Below are 19,382 nucleotides of genomic sequence, written 5' to 3'. Positions count from 1 at the left end.
CAGAGACGCATTCAAAATGCCCTCATCATGATCCAGAAAAAAGAACCAAGAACGCGAAGAATTAGTGTACCATGACCAGATGAACACGCTGCTGAAGTTGACCGTGGACCGGGCGGAATCACGCTCCCTGTCCGAGCAGATCCGCAATGGGATCGCCAGAGCCATAGAGGATGGGGTACTTGAACCGGGTGCACGGCTTCCCTCGTGGCAGGACCTTGCAGTCCAGCTCGGTGTCGCACGGGGAACGGTACGGACCGCCTACGAGAAGCTCGCCGCCGCGCAGTTGATCGAAGCTTCGGGGGCCGCGGGAACGCGGGTGGCCGATCGTCCCCGCTCCGGCTCCAAAAGGGTGACGTCGCCGACGGCAGGCTCATTTCTTGATACGTATCTGGAGATGACTCAAGGGCCAGCACTGTTTCAGATGGGCATTCCGGCATCTCATACGATGCCGTCCAAATTGCTGGCCCGGCTGCGTGCAAGTGCCGTTCGCGCCGAGCTGAGTGCGCCGCCTCTGTACCCGGATCCCCGCGGAGAGATCGAGTTGAGACGTGAAATCGCAGCGTATCTGGCCGTGGCCAGAGGGATCAACTGCTCGGCTTCTCAGGTCATCATCACCGGCGGCTTCGCAGGCGGATTCGGACTGACCCTCAGCGTCCTCGGACTGCATGGCCACAGTGCGTGGTTCGAGGATCCCGGATTTCCTTGGACCCGGCGGGCACTTGAACTTGCTCATGTGCTTCCGGTTCCGGTCCCTGTCGACGGCGAAGGCTTTAACGTCGACCACGGAACACGCAACTACCCCGAAGCCAAGCTCGCGGTGCTGACGCCGGGCCAGCAGGCACCACTTGGCGCGACACTTTCTCTGCAGAGACGGCTGCAACTTCTCGCGTGGGCGGAGCGCAGCGGAGCCTGGATCGTCGAGGACGACTATCTGAGCGAACTCCAGTTGAGCGGGCGGGCTGCGCCGGCGCTCGCCTCGATCGATAACGGCGGCCGTGTCATTCACATTGGTTCGTTCAGCAAGACAATCAGTCCGGCCCTCCGGCTCGGTTTCGTTATCGCTCCTGCCGAACTCGCAGGCCGGTTCGCCGAAGTGGCGGCCTGCCTGTCTCCGCCTCCCGGTCCGTCGGTTCAGTTGGCGATTTCCGAGTTCATACGAGAAGGGCACTACATGCGGCACCTGAGGAGGATCAAACGTGCCTACGCGGCGGCCCGGCAGCCGGTTCTCGACTATTTCCGCGACACCCTAGGCCCGGACTCGGTCTCGGCTCCGGGCCTGTCGGTCCTCCTTAAACTGCCTAAGGGCGCGCGCGACGTTGCGATCGCCAGGGATGCATTGACCTTCGGCACGTTTCCCGCACCGCTTTCGCCCTGGTACGCGTCCGCTGAAATGGCAGAGGCAGGGCTGCTGCTCGGCGTCGCGACCGCACCTATCAAGAACGTGGTGCGGACGTGCGAGCGCCTGATCGAGACAATCATGCGATGTTCGTAGGGTGCAGCCAAATCGTCTTATTCGACGCTTCTTCAATGTCGGGTCGATCCCGATTGAACAAAGGGTTGGCTATGGTGCTCATTGAGGAATTCCACGGCGGGAGCTTCGCATGCGCTCAGTAGCTGTTGTCGTCTTTCCCGGCGTCCAAGCAATCGACGTTTCCGGTCCTATGGACGTGTTCGAGGAAGCGAATGCACTTCTGCCGGAGGCCGACAGATATCTGGTCGAGGTTGTCGGACCGGAGGGCATTTTCGCGGCCTCAAACGGAATGAGGATGGAAGCGCACCGAACATACGACGAAGCCACCGGCAGCTACGATCTTGTACTCGTAGCCGGCGGCCCGAAACTTCCCGATGACCTCCCGGACACGGGCATGTTGGAATGCATCCGGCGCTTGTCGAAGGTTTCGGTCCGAACGGGATCGGTTTGCACGGGCGCGTTCGTCCTTGGACATGCAGGTCTTCTTGGTGGAAAGCGGGTGACGACGCATTGGCAAAATGCCGACGCTCTGGCGGAGCGCTTCCCAGACGCCGTCGTGGACCGCGACCGTATCTACGTCAAGGACGGCGGTCTGCTGACCTCGGCCGGAGTGACAGCCGGCATCGATCTTGCGCTCGCCATCGTGAGGGAGGATCACGGAACGGAGATCGCTCTGACAGTCGCAAAGCGTCTTGTCGTCGTCGCCCAGCGCCAGGGCGGGCAGTCGCAGTTTAGTCCATATGTGGTGGCGCCGGCGGATCCCAAGTCTCCGCTGGCGGCGATCTCGGAGTTTGTCATGGCGAACCTGAGGTCCCGCCTGACGGTGGACGAGCTTGCCGACCACATCCACATGAGCCGCAGGAGCTTCGCACGTCTGTTTGCGGAGCAGGCGCGAACGACGCCGGCCGAGTTCGTAGAGAACGCCCGGCTGGACGCCGCTCGAAACCTGCTAGAGGGAAGCCGTCTGGCGCTTAAGGAGATCGCCTACGAATGCGGATTCGGATCGCCGCATCGCATGAGGCAGGTCTTCTCAAGGAGGCTGGGCGTCACGCCCGGTCAGTACAGAGCGAGCTTTCAGCGGCTGGAGGACTAACCCACCCCGTCGACGAAGTGGTTGCCGCCTTTTAGCTTTCCCACTTCGAACCAAGAATCAGATCAGTAAAGTCGACCCGCGGATCCATCCTAGAAAGCACGTCGGCTTTCACGTTGCCGAAGGTGGTCTCCGGCTTGCGGATCGTCCCCATGCAGAAGGAAGATAGGATGCCGTGCTTGAACTTCAGGCCCCGCGGATGGCAGGCGCACACTTCTTCGCGCTGCTCCTTTGTGAACTCGTCGTAGCCGATGCCGAGCACGTCCATTTCGACGCCGGCGGTCACAAGGGCAACGGTTGGGCGCTTGTGCTGCGGAATGCCTGGCGTCGTGTGGAGCGCGATCGAGTCCCAGACGTCGTCGACGTCGCGCTCCGGTATGTCGTAGGCGCGTAGGAACTCCCGCGCTGCGTTCGCTCCGTCGACTTCGAAGCGTTCGGTTTCGCTTGCATGCGAATCCATGAGGCCCATGTCGTGGAACATGGCGCCGATGTAGAGTAGTTCGGCGTCGTAGCTCTGACCCTTGCGATCACCAGTCAGGGCGCCGAACAAGAAGACCCGTCGCGAGTGGTGGTAGAGCAGCTCGGTTTCGGTATCTCGAACTAGCTCTGTGGCTGCCTTCGCCATAGAGCTGCTGGGAATCTTAACTCCTGCAATCGTCGCGCTTGTTTCAGTCATGACCATCTCTTTCAAGAATACAAGTTGATGGTGCCGAAAGTCGCTCGTTACGAACCTAACTTCAAACATGATGAAGATGCTATTTGTGCCAAACAGCATCCAAAAAGAGCCAGCCGCAGCACGCCATAGAGCAGCCTGTCATTCAACGCTTGACGCCATAGACGTGGAGCGTCTGGTCGGTGACGAAGCCAACTTTTTGCAGTCGAGGCTGGTCCCCAGCCAATTTGCCTGGCCGCCTTCGAAAAGGATGGATGGCCGAAGGAACTGCGGCAGAGATCGTCCAAGTTATTGAGAAGACGCCACTTTTCCGTGCGGAGATAGTAGCCAATTTGAATTGATGAAATCGGTCAAAAATGGCTTGCCTGGGGACCTTGTATTCTCACATGATTTCAAAGACTTAGCAAAATCGCCTTTGATTTCCCTATATTTTCCCGCCGCGAGCGACCGTGGATGCCACCTTTGTGCCCTGGCTTTGGGTCCCAGTCAACAGCAGGAGTCGAGCGGCAATAATTTCCGCTTTAAGCACTGAGGTCGCCGTCCGGCAACCATCAATCGAACGGCCGCTATGCGCCCCATTCCTGCCGTTCAGCCACCTTCTCGCGAGTTCCTTAAAGAGAGTCCGCTCAGTAGTCGGACGCCAGAATTGGGTGAGGGGGAGAACAAGCCCCGGCGGTGAACTCAACTCCACCCTGTTGTCGTTAAGTTGTAACTCCGTGCCACCTGGCCTAAGCAATAGCGTTCTTGTAATCTCTCAGCTCAAGTTCCAAAACCAGTCTACATCAATCAATGGATCTCTAATGAGTGCGCGCCTATCGACGGCCATTAGAATCGGGGAAGCCGCAAAGGCGATTTTTCGAAAAACTCAGAGCTTTCCAGACCCAGAATTCCGAACGGATGCAGACCTCCGCGAAAGCGACCACGTCGGCGTTGAACCGATGCTTTTGGCGCTTTCCATGGAGTTGGCGCTGAAGGCGTGGTTCGTTTTCGACTACGACGATCCAAAAGTTGTCAAGTCGCACAACCTATTGAAACTGTTTGATAGCCTAAAGCCCGAAAGCCAAGAGAAACTCGATGCGGAATTCAGAAGGTCAGTGGTCCCGTACCATCCCAACGGTTTCTTCATCGACCACAGCATTCGTCACATTCTGTATCAGCACCAAGATGCCTTCACCGACTGGCGCTACCTTCACGAGGCAAATAAATCGATGATGTTCGACCAGGGTGCTTTTGAGGCAACGCTCGAAATGGTGCTCCGTGAGTTCGAGAAGAGATATCGCATTGAGCGGGTGACGCCGATTTGGCCATCCTGAACGCAGTCCGGGACCGGGGAAAGCCCCGGTGTGTATTCGACTTGTAGAGAGCACGCCATGGCTCAACGTGAACCGCCAACAGCATGGCGACACGCCCTGGTGGACCTGCACCGAGGGACCTCGCGGCCTTTTATCAGTTCACCAATATTCAAGCTTGTCGGTTCCGTGTCGACACCTATCACAAACTGCCGTAGTTCCTGATTGGGCTCTTCCGACAGATTGGTCGCCTATCGTGCATCAAGTGGAAGCATTTTGGTTGAACGTTTTCGCTGTCGTCAAACTTGGGCTTGTTTCCCCGATTATCAGACCGCGAAGCTTGGCCAGCATTTGCGAGCTGTTCGATACATCGATGCTGGCGGTCTCGAGGGTGGTAGTGTGTCCAGTAATGCGGTAGCGCGTGCGAACCGTGTCTTCGGCGCCGAGGCCCGGATGGTGGGGATAGAGCAGCGTCAGGCGTGGCGCGCGATAGAGCTGGGCATAGGCCATCATCTGATAGACATCGGCCTGTGAGACACCCTGCTTGGGATCATCGATCCGCGCGGATATCCGCTTCCACTTGGTGTCGATGACATGAGTGACCGTGCCCCCCTGGCGGATCAGGATATCGGGCCTGGTCTGGAACAGAGCGCGTCCGCTGTCCTGTGCGCTCAGACAGAACAGCCGTCCGCTCTGCAACGAGACGGTGAGCCCTGTCCCCGCCAGAGCGCGGGCGATCAACCGCCCGACATATTCCTCAAACAGCGCGTTCATCTCGAATAGCATGGCGGTGCCCCGGCCGGCGCCGCCGGTGGTTGTCTGATAGCGGTCCTGCAGGAAGAGCCGGGTCATGGCGAAGAGCTCCTGCCAGGACCGGTTGGTGCGGTCGATCACCACCTGATCCCATCGCAGCGCGGAAACCGGCACGTCGGTAATATTGGCATAGACGAAAGCCAGCTCGCGCAGGCGTTGCTGGTTGGCGGCGCGCCGTGAGAGGCGCGCCAAGCACACCACTGCTGCTTTCATGATACGGTTGAGCGGCGTGTCTTCGGACAAAAGATCGAAGCGGCAGGCAAGGCGCGAGGGATTGACTGCATGGCCGGTGAACTGGCGCGTGATGTCGAGCTGCCCGCGCAAGGTCGGCAGATCTTCTTCGCGAATGACATAGCGGCGCGGCATGCCCTTGCGCAGGGCTTCGGTCAGCTTGCCGCAAAAGATGCGGATCAGGATTTCCAGCAGAGTTTCGCGCTGCCAGGCGAGATCGGTGATGACGCCGAGGTCGATCTTGAGGTCGAGCGCAACCGCCAGCATATGCACCAGACGCTTGCGGATCGCTGCGTTCTGGTGATCGGTTGTTTCACCGGGCGCCACATCGATCTTGGGCAATATCTCCAGGCTAACATCGCCCGCCGCCAGAATCCCGACCACGCCGCGGGCGCGCAATGCATGCCGGCCATGTTCGAGCACGCCGCTGCCGCCGCGCCCGGCAAAGGCCGAGTGGGCCGCCAGACCCGCCAGACGATCGGCGTGGCGGGCCGCAATCTGCCCCTTGCCCTCGCCATATGCGAGCTTGTCCCATTCCCGAACCGTATAAGCGGGCATCAGGCGGCAAACTCCGAAAAATCGAAGCGCGCCTTCACGCTCCAGCGCAGCTTGTCACCGCCCAGCTCATCATCGGCAAAGCCGGCCGGCGCCGTCAGCCGCCGCGCTTCAAGGAAATGGGAGCCATTGATGCCGTCGCCATCACTCAGCACCGCGGCGACTTTCGACCAGTCCTCGTAGAAATACTCGGCCAGAAGCGGGATGACCTTGTGGCGCATGACGTCCTCGACATCGGCGCGGCTGCGGCAGGCGGAGAAATAGGCGTGGCCGATCTGGTGTTCGCGATCGAAGAGATATTCGATCCGCTCGTTGATCGTGTGCAGCAGCTTGCACAGATCGATCCCATCGAGATTTGCGGCATCAAGCCCTCTGGCCGCCAGCGCCCGGCGCAGTTCTTCGACATCCGGCATCAGCTCGCGGAAGGTGAAGCGGCGGCGCAAGGCGGTGTCGAGCAGCGCTATCGAGCGGTCTGCGGTGTTCATGGTGCCGATGATGTGCAGGTTGGCCGGCACACCAAAACTCGTTCCCGAATAGGGAAGCCGGACCCTGACTTCGTTTTCGCAGCCGAGCCGCTTGTCGACTTCGAGCAGTGTGATCAGCTCGCCGAAGACCTTGGAGATATTCGCCCGGTTGATCTCGTCGATGATGAGGACATGCGGCCGCGCGCCGGCCACTGGCCGCTCGGCATTCGGATCGATCACCTTCGCTTCGAGCGCGTCCCAGTCGATCCGGTCCGGATCGAGCCGATAGGCTGACTGCCGGCGGAAATTGCGCGCGTAGAATGGCTCGCGCTCGGCACCATTATCGCTGCGCCAGATCCATTCGACGCTGCGCCGGTGCGGGTGGAAGTCGGCATCGGCATCGAAATAATACTCGCCGCTCACCCGGCCGAAGGCACGATAGCTGTCGCGTCCATCGGAGATCACGACATAGTCGCCAATCTGGAGACCAGAGCGGAAAGCATAGAGCATCTCGATATTGGGGTCTTTGCCGGATGCATCAGGGTCTTTTTGGTCGTTCCACGTCTTCCGGATTTCTTCAAAATCGTCGAAGCGCTCGTCGGACCAGTCGATATCGCCGCCCCAACCGAGATGGATCAGCTCGCCATCGAGGCCTTCACGGATCCGATCTTCTTGGCTGCCGCGCTGGCCGAGCGCGATCTTGTAGATCGGGCGCGAACGGTCGAGCCGTTTGGCTGGCGCGTCGCCGGTGTCGAGCCGCGCCCTCTCGCTGATGATCTTGAACACGCCGGCATGGGGCCTGAGACTGAAGCCGCCCGAAGCAATGGCACCCTCGGTGTCACCTTCCTGTACGCTCCCGGTCGTCGGCCGCAACCCCTCAACAAAGTCCTCGTAGGAAAAGGATTGGTGAAAGGTGACAAATTCAATCCGTCCCTCGGCGGCCAGACGACGATATTCGGCCATTAGGGCGTCACGGTCATCGCGTAGCTGCTGGGCCTCGGCGTCGCCCAGACAAAGCCGCACGGCCTCCCAAGCCGTGGCGTAGGTCTTGCCGGTTCCCGGCGGGCCGTAAAGGATGAGATTGGTGGCGGCGGGCATCGCAGTCATGGGTTCAAAGGTCATGGTTTGGTGCTCTTCCGTTGAGGTGAGCTGATAGGTGAAGACGGTGGAACTGCTGGGATTGGGCAGAGTGTGCGTCGGTGTGGGGACATTGGCGAGCTTCTGAAATTTCTCGCCGCCGAGCGCGCTGCAAATGGCCGGAAACGCATCGCGCAGAGCCATGTCCCGGCTTAAGTCGCTGGCGCGGATCGCGACTTCTGACGCGCCGTTCTCACGGGCCAGTTCGACATAATAGTTGCGCGCGCAGAGCCGGATCCGATCAGCGTTACTGACCAGATGCTCATAGCGTTCGGGCGGAGTGACCGGAGCGTTATCGGCAACGACGATGATATATCCGGCATTGTGGAGCTGGGCGGCGGCATCGGCCTTCTGCCCCCAGCCACCATTGAGCTGCGTCTTGCCGCGGATGAAGCCGACAATCGGCTTAGAGGGGTAGATCCGGTTGGGCCGCTCGCGTGTAGAGCGCACCCAATAGTCGCGCGGCTCGCCGAAGGCCTCGAAGATGGCGGCGTGCTCACCCGATTGGCGGTAGCTATCATAGGCGTCCATCGCTGCCTCGATCGCCTCGCGCGAAAAGATTGCCACATCCTTTTCCTTGTAATTGTGGACGATCCACAGCGCGCTTTGCACATCGATCATGTCGCGCGGCGCCAGACCCCGGTCCGCGAAAACGTGGCGGACCGCCTGCATGAAGCGCCATTCGTCGCGATAGGTGTCGGCTATCGACGCATGATCGGGAAACCTGCTGCCGACTGCTTCCAGCCAGAGGTCCTGGCGCACGGAATGGCGGATATAGATGCCCTCGTCGGGAGCGAGATGGAGGAACAGGAATTCTGCGATCTGGCGGGCCGGATCGGGTTTGCCGTCCGGGACGGCCGCGATCCAGGCGGCGACAAAGGCCTCCAGTGCAGAGGCGTGACCGTTGGGTGCGCCAAGTGCAGCGTCGACGAGTGTACGCAAGGCCGGCCAGAGCTGCCCGCGATCGGCATCGCCCTTGGACGACATCGGCCAATAGGCGCGCCATTGCAGCAGATTGCTCTTGGCCAGCGCGATGTTGACGGCATCGACGAGTTCCCGATCGGAGCCGGCTTGCGCAATCACCGTCTTGAGCTCGGCCGCAATCTCCAGTTTGTAGGTCCGCTCCGCCTCATCGAAATGCGGATCGGGCCGATCGAACCGATCGAGGGCGGGAAAGAAATGGCGCAAGCGCTCGATCCAGCGCGTGATCGCAGCCGGAGTGAGCACCAGCCTATCGCCGGGCTGCGGCAGCACCGCGATCAGATGGCGCAGAGCTTCGGCATTCTCAATCCGCAGGACACAGCAGTCAGCATCGCCGAAGGACCAGTCGCGGCTGAGCGCGGAATGTCGCCCGCCATCCTTCATACCCCTCTGATACGGCCGTAACTCGGTGGCGAAGCCATTCGCCTCGACCAGATCGCGCCATTTTACATGGAGAAAGAAGTTGTTCGGGTTCTGGATTTCCCACAATAGCCGCTCGCCCGGTCCAAATTCAAAGGACGCCATTTTCTTGGTGACGCCATCGCCCGGGCGCAGGCCCGAGCCGCGCACCACGTCGAAAAGCACCCGGCGCAATGGTATGGGCCGATCACGCTCATTTTCTTCGAGGCGCGCCTCGAAATTCTCCCACATTCAAAATTCTCCAAGTTCAGGTAAGGCGCATAGCGTGTTCACAAGACCCATCTGTTCGACGGTCTCGCATTTTGCTTCGCGCAGCCGCGGCGCGCCGAAAACGAGCGCAAGGCCCTTGGCGCGCGAGACAGCGACATTGATACGGTTGAGCGAGAACAGGAAATCCATGCCGCGTGGTGTTTCTTCGGCCGACGAGGCGGTCATGGATATCAGGCAGACGGGTGCTTCCTGCCCCTGGAACTTGTCGACAGTGCCGACACGAATGCCAGCAGGCAAGGCGTCCCGCAGGGCATTGACCTGCGCATTATAGGGCGCAACGACGATGATATCGGCGAGACCAAGGGCGCGCGTTGCCCCATCCTTGTCGGTCCAGGTTCCCGAGAGCAGATCGTCAATCGTCGCTTGAATGGCAGCGACTTCCTCGGCCGCGATCTGGGCATTGCCCTCATGCGCGACCGGCACCCAGAAAGTGCCAGCTTCGGGGCAACCGGTCCCGCGCACCGCCTGGATGGCCGTATCGGGAGCGCTGACGAGCCGGTCTTCATAGACTTGCCGCGAAATAAACTCGCACACATCGGGATGCATGCGGCGCGAGACCGGCAGGAAGATGCCGCGATCGGGCGGGATGGTAGCGTGATCGCCCAGCATCCACTCAAGACAGGAAAGGTTGGCGGGATCGGGATGCGCTCCCTGGATGACCTGGGGCAATTGACGCGGATCGCCGACCAGCACAATGTTGCGCGCGCAGCGGCCCATGGAGACCATATTGGCCAGCCCCACTTGTCCGGCTTCATCGACGAATAGCCAATCGAACGCCTGCTCGTGTTCGGGCCGAGCAAAGAAGAAGGCGGTGCCGCCAACGACATGGGCGCGGCGCCATAGCGGATCCTCATTAGAGGTCGAGCGGATGACGCCGGTGCAACTGTCCGGATAGCCATCCTCGCCGCTGCTGACCTTATGGCCGATGCACAAACCCGGAGCAGGATTGCCAACACCTTGCGCGGCAAGACACCCCATCAGCACATGGCGGATAGCCTCGTGGCTGTTCGATGCCACGCCAACGCGGTACCCTTGGTGCACCAGCGCCAAGATCGCATGCGCGGTCACGTAAGTCTTGCCCGTTCCGGGCGGTCCCTGGATCGGCAAGACGGTGCCGTCCATGGCGGCGATCGCTGCGATCGTGCCGGTCAAAGGATCGGCGCCATCGAGCAGATCGGCGCGGGGTCCCGTCACAAGACGCGGGGCCGCGCGCGCAAGCAGGTCATTGAGCGCGGTCAAACGGCGAGTGTCGCAATGATCGTCGATTACGTCGCGCAAGGCCGCAGCAATGACATCGGTGCTGAGCGGCCAATCTGGATGCAGCGTCAGGCGATCGGTCAGGAGATGCGCCTTAGCCGGCCCGGCCTTGACAGCGATGATCCGCTCGGTGCGGTCGAGCTCTTCGATGCTAACACTTGCTGGTGGTCCATCGACAACCGGGACAGTCGCGTTGCGACCGCCGCGTAGCTTGGTCTCCTGGGGCGGAAAGCGATAGCGCCGTAGCATCGAGCGCTTGACCGGTTCTGCACGGCCTATCGCCTCCAGACCGGCCAGCGCGTCGAGGTCATCGATCAGATCGCCCTCGTCTTTGCCAGCACTGTCGAAGACCGCCCATTGCGCAGGCTTGGCCTCGCGCTTGTGAAACATGCCCAGATTGAACAGCATATCCTGCCGACCCTGTGGCAGTCCTGAGGCAGCGAGCTTTGCGCGCAGCGCCTGGGTATCGGCGTCTTCCTCGACTTCCTTGTCGCTGGCGTCGGCCGCCAGTACCGGCCAAGGGGCAGCGGGCCGAATGCTCACCAACCAGTCGCGCAATTCTTCGGTCGAGATGCAGTCGACGCGGTTATAGTCCTCGATCTCATCGAGGATCGATTGTTCTCCGGTTTCGCGCCAGCGCTCATAGGCGACGACTGAGCCGCCGGCGGTTTTCACCTCACCCTCGCGCACCCGGCCATAGAAGGCTTCCATTGACTTGATCGAATAATTGGCTTCCGAGCCTATAAGTGCACCCCGCACTACCGCGAAAAGATCGACAAAGCGCCGCTCGCGCAGCAGCCGGTCGAATAAGGCCTCGCCTATCCCGTATTTGGCGGTTAGCCGCCGCAAGGCGGTAATCTCGTAGGGGGCATAGTGATAGATGCGCGCTTCGGGATAGGCCGCGAGTCTTTGTTTAAAGAAATCGAGGAGCTCGGACAGAGCCCGCGCTTCAGCGCCATGGTCATGCGCCCAGAAAGCCTTGAACTGCCCATCGAGCCAAACGCCGTGGAGATATTCGAGGCCGCCTTCGTAATGCGGGTCGCCCTCGATATCGTAGAAGATGTCGCCCGGCTGCGGCGCGGGCAAGAGATCGAAGCCCTTGCCGGGTTCCGGCTCGCGCAACTCGAAGGCAGGCGCCCCCGTCTTGCGGAAATGCTGCAGACGCGCCTGCGTCGCCAGCCGCGCCCGGGTAGTATCGGCCATGCCGCGGACCGGATGATCGAGCGCGGCCAGCGCCTCCATGGTGGTAACACCGGCCGCCTCAAGCTTCTTGACCTGGGTCCGTGTAATATTGGCGACGTTGAACAGGCTGTCCTCGGCCTGCCACTGGTGTTCGCAATGATCGCCCCAACGGCACAACCTGCAATCGGTGCAAGGGATCGGCCGGGTCGGCACCGGATTTTCCACGAAGGCCTCGAGCCGCTGGCGCGCCATGCGGGCATAAGCCTGATAGTCGGCAAGGCGCAGGCGCGCGCGGCTGCCATCCCCCAGTTCGACATGGGCAAATTCAGGGGCGAGGCCCTGAATCTGCGTCAGCAGGTCTGAATACAGCACCAGTTGCAGCACATGCTTGGGATGGGGACGCCGCTTGAGCTTGGTATCGGTCACTTCATAGCTGAAGCGGCCGAGGTTTGACGGGCGCTCGACGCGCTCGAGGAAATCTGACCAGCCGCCCCATTTGTCGCCAAGTAGCGCTCCTTGAAACACGATCTGCGGCCCCTCGGCCAACGCCGCGCGAGTTTCCCGTGCATTGTCGGCCAGATTTGACCGCGCGATCTCAAACACCGACACACCTGACGCCTTGAGCTTCGCCAGATGCGCGGCTTCATGGGCATCACCTTGCTTCTGCAGAAGAGCCGCGTCATCACTGTCTTCGCGGGGCACTGGCCCACTGCCGCGCATATAGGCGATATCGAGCGCGGTTGCGTGGCTACAGCCCATGAAACGCATCAGATCCGATGCGGACAAAAGTATTTGGTTCCCCTCAATAGTTCGCATTGCCGTCCCCCCGATCGAGCGCAATCCGCAACAAGATTTCCATCTCGACAGAGTGCAAGTTCAGCCATAACGTGTGTGGGTGTCAATATATGTCATAGTTGGCGGCCAGGAACTGGATCATGTCGTTCTCCAAGGCTCAAGATCTGATCAGGCTGGCGCGGCTGGCCGCAACGCGGCGAACGGGGATTGGCCTCGATGAAATCTGCGAGGAATTCGCCGTCTCGCATCGAACAGCACAGCGCATGACAGAAGCGCTCGAGACCGTGTTCACCAATGTCGAAGCGGTGGATGGCGCGGACCGCCGGCGGCGCTGGCGTGTCGCCGACCCGATGCTCGACCGGCTCCAGCTCCGTCAGGCAACGGCAATCGAAGCCCTAGAGATCGCCAGCCGAACGGCACGCGGTGATGGCCGGCTACGCCACGCTGCCGCGTTGGAAGATCTGCGCGACGGGTTGCTGGCGCGCCTGACGCCCAAAGACGCCCTGCGCACCGAGACCGATGTCGAAGCGGTTCTCTTGGCGATGGGATCGGTCACTCGCCCCGGCCCGCGCGTCAATCTGGCGCCAGCGGTACTGGATGCTGTAATCGAGGGCCTACGCGGCCCGTTACGCCTGCGCTTACGCTACAGAACTGAGGAGGCACCCGAACGGATCATAGAGCCGCATGGTCTCCTGCTGGGGCACCGCAGCTATCTCGTGGCGCGCCAGCCGGCCCGCGGCGAAGATTTGCTGAACTTTCGCATGGACCAGATTCTGAGCGCTCAAACCCTGGACGAGAGCTTCAGCTCCGCGCCAGGCTTTTCCCTGGAGGATTATGCGGCACAATCATTCGGCGTGTACCAGGACCCGGAGCAATATGACGAAGTCATCTGGCGTTTCGCTCCGCGCGCCGCAGCAAGGGCGGCCGAGTTCTGCTTTCACCCAAAACAAACCGGTGAAACGCAAGAGGATGGCAGCCTCATCGTGCGCTTTCATGCAGCAGGCTGGCTCGAGATGGCTTGGCACCTCTATCAATGGGGAGATGCGGTCGAGGTCATCGCTCCTGAGGGGCTGCGCAGGCTAGTTGAACACCACCGCAGAAGTGATTTCGACGCCTTGCCATAATCGAATTCGAACTCAAAGCACAGAAGCGACAACCCGCCACGATCCTCTGATTCTGAGGGTGACAACTTCTGACACCCTGCTGGAGTACTATTGGAATGGTCCGATTCCCAGGGTCGTTCGATAAGGGCAGGCAAATGGCAAAAGGAAAAGGGGGCGGAGGCAATTTCCGCAGCGCAATCAGTGGGCGGTTTGTTACAGCCAAACATGGACTGGCAAGCCCGCGGACGACGGTGCGGGAAGCGAAGGGTGGCGGGATCACCGGGGGCACCTATCGGAGTGCTATCTCCGGACGGTTCGTGACCACAAAGCATGGCAAGGCAAACCCGCGCACAACAATCAAGGACAGTTGAACGCGACATTCCATTAAAGAGAGTTCCTCCAATGGCTCAATGTACAGCACCGAAAGAAGGGCATCGCTCAGCGAGTGCCGCAGCGAATTGTCCGGCATGTCGCGGCCGCGGCCGCTATGGTGGCTACAGCAGTTATAGCGGTTACAATAGCGGTTATGGGTCCTCGCCCTCCTACTCGCCGTCTTATCGCCCCTCGTCAGGAAGCAGCGGCGGCGGGTCTGGTCGTGTACGTGCGAAATGGTCAAAAGCTGGTTCGGCCGTCGTGTATACCCCCACAGAAGTGCGGGCGCTCACGCCAATACGCCGGACTGCCGAGATCCGAGCGGAGCTACCCGATCTCCGTGATGTCTTCCTATGTCATGCGTGGGACGACCGGCAGGGGGACGCCAAGACGCTTCATGATCTGCTTGAGGCACGTGGCGTATCAGTCTGGTTCAGCGAAAAGGACGTTGCCCTCGGTACGTCGCTGCTTCGCGAAATCGACAAAGGATTGGTGAAGTCGCGCGTAGGGGTCGTGCTTGTGACGCCCGCATTGCTGCGCCGTCTTCCAGCCGCAGGCGTTGCCGATAAGGAGCTTTCGGCACTGCTGGCGACCGAACAGCTCGTTCCGATCGTCCATAACACTACGTATGAAGCTCTCCGCAACGTCAGTCCTCTTTTGGCCTCGCGAAGCGGCCTGAGCACCGAAGAAGACACTATAGCTGTGGTGGCGGACAAGCTCGCCGAGCTTGTTGCGACGTAGCTTTGTTTGGGGTGCGTTGATGCTAAAAACCCATACTCGCCAAGCGAATTGGCGCCGAGCCAATCCGGCCAAATATGATGCTCATCTTGCCGTACAGCGGGCGGTGAAGGCGGGTGACCTTGAAAAGCAAACGTGCGAAGTCTGTGGGACTAAAGCGGTCGATGCTCATCACGATCGATATGACAAGCCCTTGGCTATGCCGGCTACATCATACCCGTCTACACCACCACGGCGAAGATATGTTCCCGATCCGACGCCGGCACAGCGAAGGTCCGCTGGGAACGCCGTCGCCGCAGCAAGTCATCGCTAGCGGCATTGATAGGGAGGTATTCCCGTCAGCGGGCGGAGCGGAAACAATTTCCGCCCCTGCTTAGTTCACAGTTCATCTGTGCTGCTGCCATATCCAGGCTCATAGAGCCGCCTGTAGTACTTCTCGGCGTATGGATTTGTCATCCCGGCGATGAAGTCACAAATTGTTCTTGCCGCTTTAAGCCGGTATGGCGTCTCAAGGTCGCGCCAATTTCCATTCTTGTCGGAGATTAAATTGCTGAGCCCAGGTTCTATTTGATCGAAAGCTTCTGAGCCGACCAGTTGCACCGGCCTTTCATCAAAGGCAGAAAATAGTCCATCAATGACCTTTTCACCCTTAAATTCAAGAGTTTGCACCTCGCGTCGACTAACCAAGCTCTTGAAAGTGATCTCTTTCGACAAGTGCTTAAGGAGGCGAGAAATCTCCGGCTGTACCGTCGCCTGCAAGTCGAGGAATCCCGACTCGAACGTGTTGAGACGGCTCACTTCAATTGCAAGAATGAAGAACCCTACCAAAAGCGACACTGCGTGCTTTCGTTCACAAGCGTCGCTAGAGAAAAGCTTATCCAGTAGCTCTTGAATGGTGAGGTTGCGTACATGCGACACGCCTGCCCGTCTAAACCCGTCCAGCAGATCGTCTTCAATCTCAGCGCGCTTGAGTATTCCTCGCCCGACACCGTCTTCAAGATCGTGAACACCATAGGCGATGTCGTCCGCAAGCTCCATGACGGAGCAATCAAGCGTTTTATAGATCGGCTTGCCATCCCGCCCGATCGACGTGAATTTTTCAGTATCGTTAGGTGAGAAGATCGACAATGCCGCCTCGATAAGGGGCATGTCTTCATCGTAGAAGCATTTCGGAGGCTTGTTGTCTCCTTCGCCTATTTCATAGCGTCCATACGCTACCGGGTATTTGAGAACGCCAAGCAAAAGGCGCCGCGTCGGGAGTATTCCATTTCCTCGGTAATACTTCTCCAGCTTCGTCAGAATTCGGATGGTCTGGGCGTTGCCCTCAAAGCCGCCGAACTCGCGCATATTTCTAAAGAGGGCTCGTTCGCCGCCGTGACCGTAGGGTGGGTGCCCCAGGTCATGAGCATAGCAGATTGCCTCCATCAACTCCGGAGCTGGCAAATACTCAGCGAATGGGAAGTTTTCTCGGGCCAGAAGATTCCAGACAATTCCGCGCCCGATCTGACCCACCTCCTCCGCACCAGCGCCATGGCGTCTCGCCCCGTTTCCGCTGTCCATTCATCCCGCATGTTCGCGATGAGCTTTTCACACTCCTGCTCGAACTCCGATACGGCAACAACGCGCTGTTCGGCTTCCTGAGGTTTGGGTGAAGCCTTCCTGGCCGCTGCGGGACGCGGCGATAGGTCGAGGTAGGCGATTTCCGCCTCCTCCGCGATATCCGTCGCAGTCGATGCCGGTATGCTCTCTTCGGCCAACATCAATGAGAGAGGGGTGGCTGGCTCGACCTCTGCGGGCTTCATCTCGGCCACGGATTTGCTGGCTCTGCCGCCGCCTGTGAATTCGCTGAGGCTTCGGTCGACGAGGTCGTGGCGGTCGTCGATGTCAAGCAGGGCAGCCGCACGGCCTTCGAACATCTTCGACGCCGCTCGTTCGCGATTGGTGGCCGTGTCATCGATCTCGAAGTGGTAGATCAGCCTTCGGATGCCGTCTTCGAATCCGGCACTGCGTGCTGTGGTCAGCTCGCCCCGTAGTTTGCCCGGATGGCATCGACATGCGAGGCTGGCACGCCGTTGTTCAGGAGGTATGTGAGGCCAGCGCACCCGTTCTCTAGGGAGAGCTCCACGCGGGTCCCGAACTTCGCCAGCAGTTGACAGGCCCAGCCGACCTCGAGATCGAGCTCCATCTCGACGACATCGCCACCGCGGCCGTTGCGCTTGGCCATCGTGCTGATGTCATCGAGCCTCTCGATTTCCTCATCCCGCACGTGCTCGAACAGGATCTTGAGCTGCTTCTTGGTAGGCATCGCTTCCTTCGAATTCATCTTCAGTTCGGCCAGTCGCATATTGAGCTTCCGGCCGATGGTCTGAGCTTTTCTATGATCGGAACAATGAAGGCTGAGTGAAAGACGGCTGCCCGGATGGCAATGAACGAAAGCGGCCGGTATGCGCGGCCGCCAATAGAAGATATTTCCGCGGCGAATGAGATTCTCGACCTCGTGGCGCACGGCCATAACGAATACCCTGTCTTCGCCCGAAGGGTCGGCTGCGGCGCGCTAGCGCCTGGGCATCACCTGTGGGCTACAGTCCTGGGCATCAGGTCGCCAATGATGCCAAAACGATATCCGGCACGACTGGAAAATCAAGGAATTAAGGGCATTTAGGGAGAATTGGCTGGGGAACCTGGATTCGAACCAAGATCGACGGAGTCAGAGTCCGCTGTTCTACCATTGAACTATTCCCCAGCAAGTGCGAACCGGCGGGCGGTTCGGCTGGTGTGCGGCGCTTATAAACAAAAGCCCGCCGATTGCAAATACCTGTTTTGAAAAAAATCGGCCGCGTCAGCCAAGGATGGAATTATTCCGCAAATCCCTCTGCCAAAAAAGAATTTGGTGATTTTGGCGGGCGCTGATATTCTTGCGGCAACGCAAAAATCGAATGAGCGCCTGCTGCATACCTCAGGGAGTTGCGCGGCGCGGTGGAAAAACAACGTGGAAGACCCCGAAGGCGGCGTTAAGCCGCAAGTTCACGGGGCGTCGGCGGCAGGGCGCAAGGACAAGAAGTCCAGGCGCCGCAAGGGCAAGCGCGGTGGGCAAACCCGCAGCGCCGCTCATCCCGCTTCGCATGAGCTCTCCGGCAATGCCGGGCAGCCAGCGCGCCCAATGGAAGATGCCGCCGGACATCCGGCCCGCAAGCGAAAGCGGCGCCGTCGCGGCGGCCATGGCGCTTCGCAGGAGGGCTCGCTTCAACCCCAGCCGATGGAACAGACGGGCGTCGCAGCCAATGCCGCGCGGGACGGAGGCGATTCGCCGTCGAGCCGGCGCAACCGCCGCAAGCATCGCGGCAAGCGCGGCCTGCAGGGCCGGCCGCTGACATCGGCAAAGCCTTCCCATATCCACCCGCAGGAAAACCGGGCTGAGGAGACGGCGCGCGCCGCCCTCCCGCGCGAGATGCAGAACGGCGCCGGCCGCAAGGGCCGCCCGGAGAACCACGCGCACCCGGGGGATCGCCTGGCGCCCGAGCATGCCTGGCCGGAAGAGCTCTATGCCGCTCTCGATCTCGGCACCAACAATTGCCGTCTGCTCATTGCCCAGCCGACCCGTCCGGGTCAGTTCCGCGTCGTGGATGCCTTTTCCCGCATCGTCCGCCTCGGTGAGGGCCTTGCGGCGAGCGGCCGTCTGTCCGATGAGGCGATGGAAAGGGCGATCGAGGCGCTGAGGGTCTGCGCCTCCAAGCTCAGGAACCGGGAGATCCGCCGCATGCGGCTGATCGCCACCGAAGCCTGCCGCCAGGCGGTCAATGGCGAGGAATTCCTCGGCCGAGTCGTTGCCGAAACCGGCCTCGAGCTCGAAATCATCGATCGGGAGACCGAGGCGCGGCTTGCCGTCTCCGGCTGCTCTTCGCTGGTCGGGCGCGAGACACGCTCCGTCGTGCTCTTCGATATCGGCGGCGGTTCGTCGGAGATCGCCGTCATCCGCATCGGCGACAATCGCTTCAGCCGGCTTGCCAATCACATCACCCATTGGACGTCGCTGCCGGTCGGCGTCGTGACGCTGTCGGAGCGTCACGGCGGGCGCGATGTCACGCCGGAGCTATTCGAAGGCATGGTGCGCGAGGTCGAAGGCATGCTCGGGCGCTTCGATTGCCCCGAGATCGAAATTGCCCAGACCAGCGATTTCCACCTGATCGGTACGTCGGGCACGGTGACGACGCTTGCCGGCGTGCATCTCGACCTGCCGCGCTATGACCGGCGCAAGGTCGACGGCATCTGGTTGTCGGATGATGAGGTCTCCGCCATGCAGGCAAAGCTTCTCTCCTGGGATTTCGACAGCCGTGCCGCCAATCCCTGCATCGGGCCGGACCGGGCCGATTTGGTTCTCGCAGGCTGCGCCATTCTCGAGGCGATCCGCCGCCGCTGGCCGAGCCCGCGCATGCGCGTTGCCGATCGCGGCTTGAGGGAAGGCCTGCTCACCGACATGATGGCCGATGACGGCGTGTGGCGGCGCAATCGCAATCGCCGCGGCCAGCGCGCGAAATGAGGGG

The 19,382-nt window shown here is 60.5% G+C and carries 13 protein-coding genes, 1 tRNA gene and 2 pseudogenes; 7 read left to right on the top strand and 9 right to left on the bottom strand.

From position 1 onward, the window contains the following. The first annotated feature begins 79 nt into the window (after positions 1 to 79). Both pdxR and PYR71_RS01375 read left to right on the top strand, forming a co-directional pair. Positions 80 to 1,492: a MocR-like pyridoxine biosynthesis transcription factor PdxR gene (gene pdxR / locus PYR71_RS01380; RefSeq protein WP_275617959.1), complete on the top strand. Its 1,413-nt coding sequence runs from the start codon at positions 80 to 82 to the stop codon at positions 1,490 to 1,492. A 109-nt stretch (positions 1,493 to 1,601) separates the two neighbouring features. Next, positions 1,602 to 2,564, top strand: a complete 963-nt coding sequence (locus PYR71_RS01375) for a GlxA family transcriptional regulator (RefSeq protein ID WP_275617958.1) — start codon at positions 1,602 to 1,604, stop codon at positions 2,562 to 2,564. 31 nt (positions 2,565 to 2,595) lie between these two features. On the opposite strand, the gene PYR71_RS01370 is transcribed toward PYR71_RS01375, so the two are convergent. After that, the gene (locus PYR71_RS01370; RefSeq protein WP_416340295.1) at positions 2,596 to 3,243 is read right to left on the bottom strand and encodes an HD domain-containing protein; all 648 of its coding nucleotides are present in this window, start codon (positions 3,241 to 3,243) and stop codon (positions 2,596 to 2,598) included. Between the two features lie 791 nt (positions 3,244 to 4,034). On the opposite strand from PYR71_RS01370, the gene PYR71_RS01365 reads away from it, so the two are divergent. Next, the gene (locus tag PYR71_RS01365; RefSeq protein WP_275617956.1) at positions 4,035 to 4,547 is read left to right on the top strand and encodes a hypothetical protein; all 513 of its coding nucleotides are present in this window, start codon (positions 4,035 to 4,037) and stop codon (positions 4,545 to 4,547) included. A 237-nt stretch (positions 4,548 to 4,784) separates the two neighbouring features. Here PYR71_RS01365 and PYR71_RS01360 read toward each other — a convergent pair whose 3' ends face one another. From PYR71_RS01360 to PYR71_RS01350, 3 genes are read right to left on the bottom strand one after another with little or no spacing between them, the layout of a single operon-like run. Beyond that, positions 4,785 to 6,125 carry an McrC family protein gene (locus tag PYR71_RS01360; protein ID WP_275617955.1) on the bottom strand — a complete coding sequence of 447 codons (1,341 nt, stop codon included), beginning with the start codon at positions 6,123 to 6,125 and terminating at the stop codon, positions 4,785 to 4,787. Beyond that, a complete protein-coding gene (locus PYR71_RS01355; RefSeq protein ID WP_275617954.1) occupies positions 6,125 to 9,355 on the bottom strand; it encodes an AAA family ATPase in 3,231 nt (1,076 codons plus the stop codon). Before PYR71_RS01355 ends, PYR71_RS01360 begins: the two co-directional genes overlap by 1 nt. Beyond that, positions 9,356 to 12,649, bottom strand: coding sequence for a TM0106 family RecB-like putative nuclease (locus PYR71_RS01350; RefSeq protein WP_275617953.1), 3,294 nt, complete (start codon positions 12,647 to 12,649; stop codon positions 9,356 to 9,358). 119 nt (positions 12,650 to 12,768) lie between these two features. On the opposite strand from PYR71_RS01350, the gene PYR71_RS01345 reads away from it, so the two are divergent. From PYR71_RS01345 to PYR71_RS01335, 3 genes and pseudogenes are all read left to right on the top strand, one after another. Further along, positions 12,769 to 13,752, top strand: a complete 984-nt coding sequence (locus tag PYR71_RS01345) for a helix-turn-helix transcriptional regulator (protein WP_275617952.1) — start codon at positions 12,769 to 12,771, stop codon at positions 13,750 to 13,752. Positions 13,753 to 14,133: 381 nt separating this feature from the next. After that, positions 14,134 to 14,844: a toll/interleukin-1 receptor domain-containing protein gene (locus PYR71_RS01340; RefSeq protein WP_275618448.1), complete on the top strand. Its 711-nt coding sequence runs from the start codon at positions 14,134 to 14,136 to the stop codon at positions 14,842 to 14,844. Positions 14,845 to 14,863: 19 nt separating this feature from the next. Beyond that, positions 14,864 to 15,098, top strand: a pseudogene (locus tag PYR71_RS01335) (hypothetical protein); the annotation flags it as partial. A gap of 121 nt (positions 15,099 to 15,219) precedes the next feature. On the opposite strand, the gene dgt reads toward PYR71_RS01335, so the two are convergent. The 5 genes and pseudogenes from dgt to PYR71_RS01315 form a co-directional block, all read right to left on the bottom strand. After that, on the bottom strand, positions 15,220 to 16,353 hold the full coding sequence (gene dgt / locus PYR71_RS01330) for a dGTP triphosphohydrolase (protein WP_275617951.1): 1,134 nt from the start codon (positions 16,351 to 16,353) through the stop codon (positions 15,220 to 15,222). Next, positions 16,266 to 16,757, bottom strand: a complete 492-nt coding sequence (locus PYR71_RS01325; RefSeq protein WP_275617950.1) for a hypothetical protein — start codon at positions 16,755 to 16,757, stop codon at positions 16,266 to 16,268. Before PYR71_RS01325 ends, dgt begins: the two co-directional genes overlap by 88 nt. A 101-nt stretch (positions 16,758 to 16,858) precedes the next feature. Then, the gene (locus PYR71_RS01320) at positions 16,859 to 17,185 is read right to left on the bottom strand and encodes a hypothetical protein (RefSeq protein WP_275617949.1); all 327 of its coding nucleotides are present in this window, start codon (positions 17,183 to 17,185) and stop codon (positions 16,859 to 16,861) included. A gap of 48 nt (positions 17,186 to 17,233) precedes the next feature. Beyond that, positions 17,234 to 17,353, bottom strand: a pseudogene (locus tag PYR71_RS30790) (DUF6538 domain-containing protein); the annotation flags it as partial. 157 nt (positions 17,354 to 17,510) lie between these two features. After that, a tRNA-Gln gene (locus PYR71_RS01315) sits at positions 17,511 to 17,584 on the bottom strand. A gap of 246 nt (positions 17,585 to 17,830) precedes the next feature. Between PYR71_RS01315 and PYR71_RS01310 the strand changes: the two genes are divergently transcribed. Then, on the top strand, positions 17,831 to 19,378 hold the full coding sequence (locus tag PYR71_RS01310) for a Ppx/GppA phosphatase family protein (RefSeq protein ID WP_275617948.1): 1,548 nt from the start codon (positions 17,831 to 17,833) through the stop codon (positions 19,376 to 19,378). Positions 19,379 to 19,382: the final 4 nt, after the last annotated feature.

The sequence above is a fragment of the Rhizobium mulingense genome, from assembly GCF_029194105.1.
In the GTDB taxonomy this organism is placed as follows: domain Bacteria; phylum Pseudomonadota; class Alphaproteobacteria; order Rhizobiales; family Rhizobiaceae; genus Rhizobium; species Rhizobium mulingense.
This window is presented reverse-complemented; position numbering and strand designations above follow the sequence as displayed.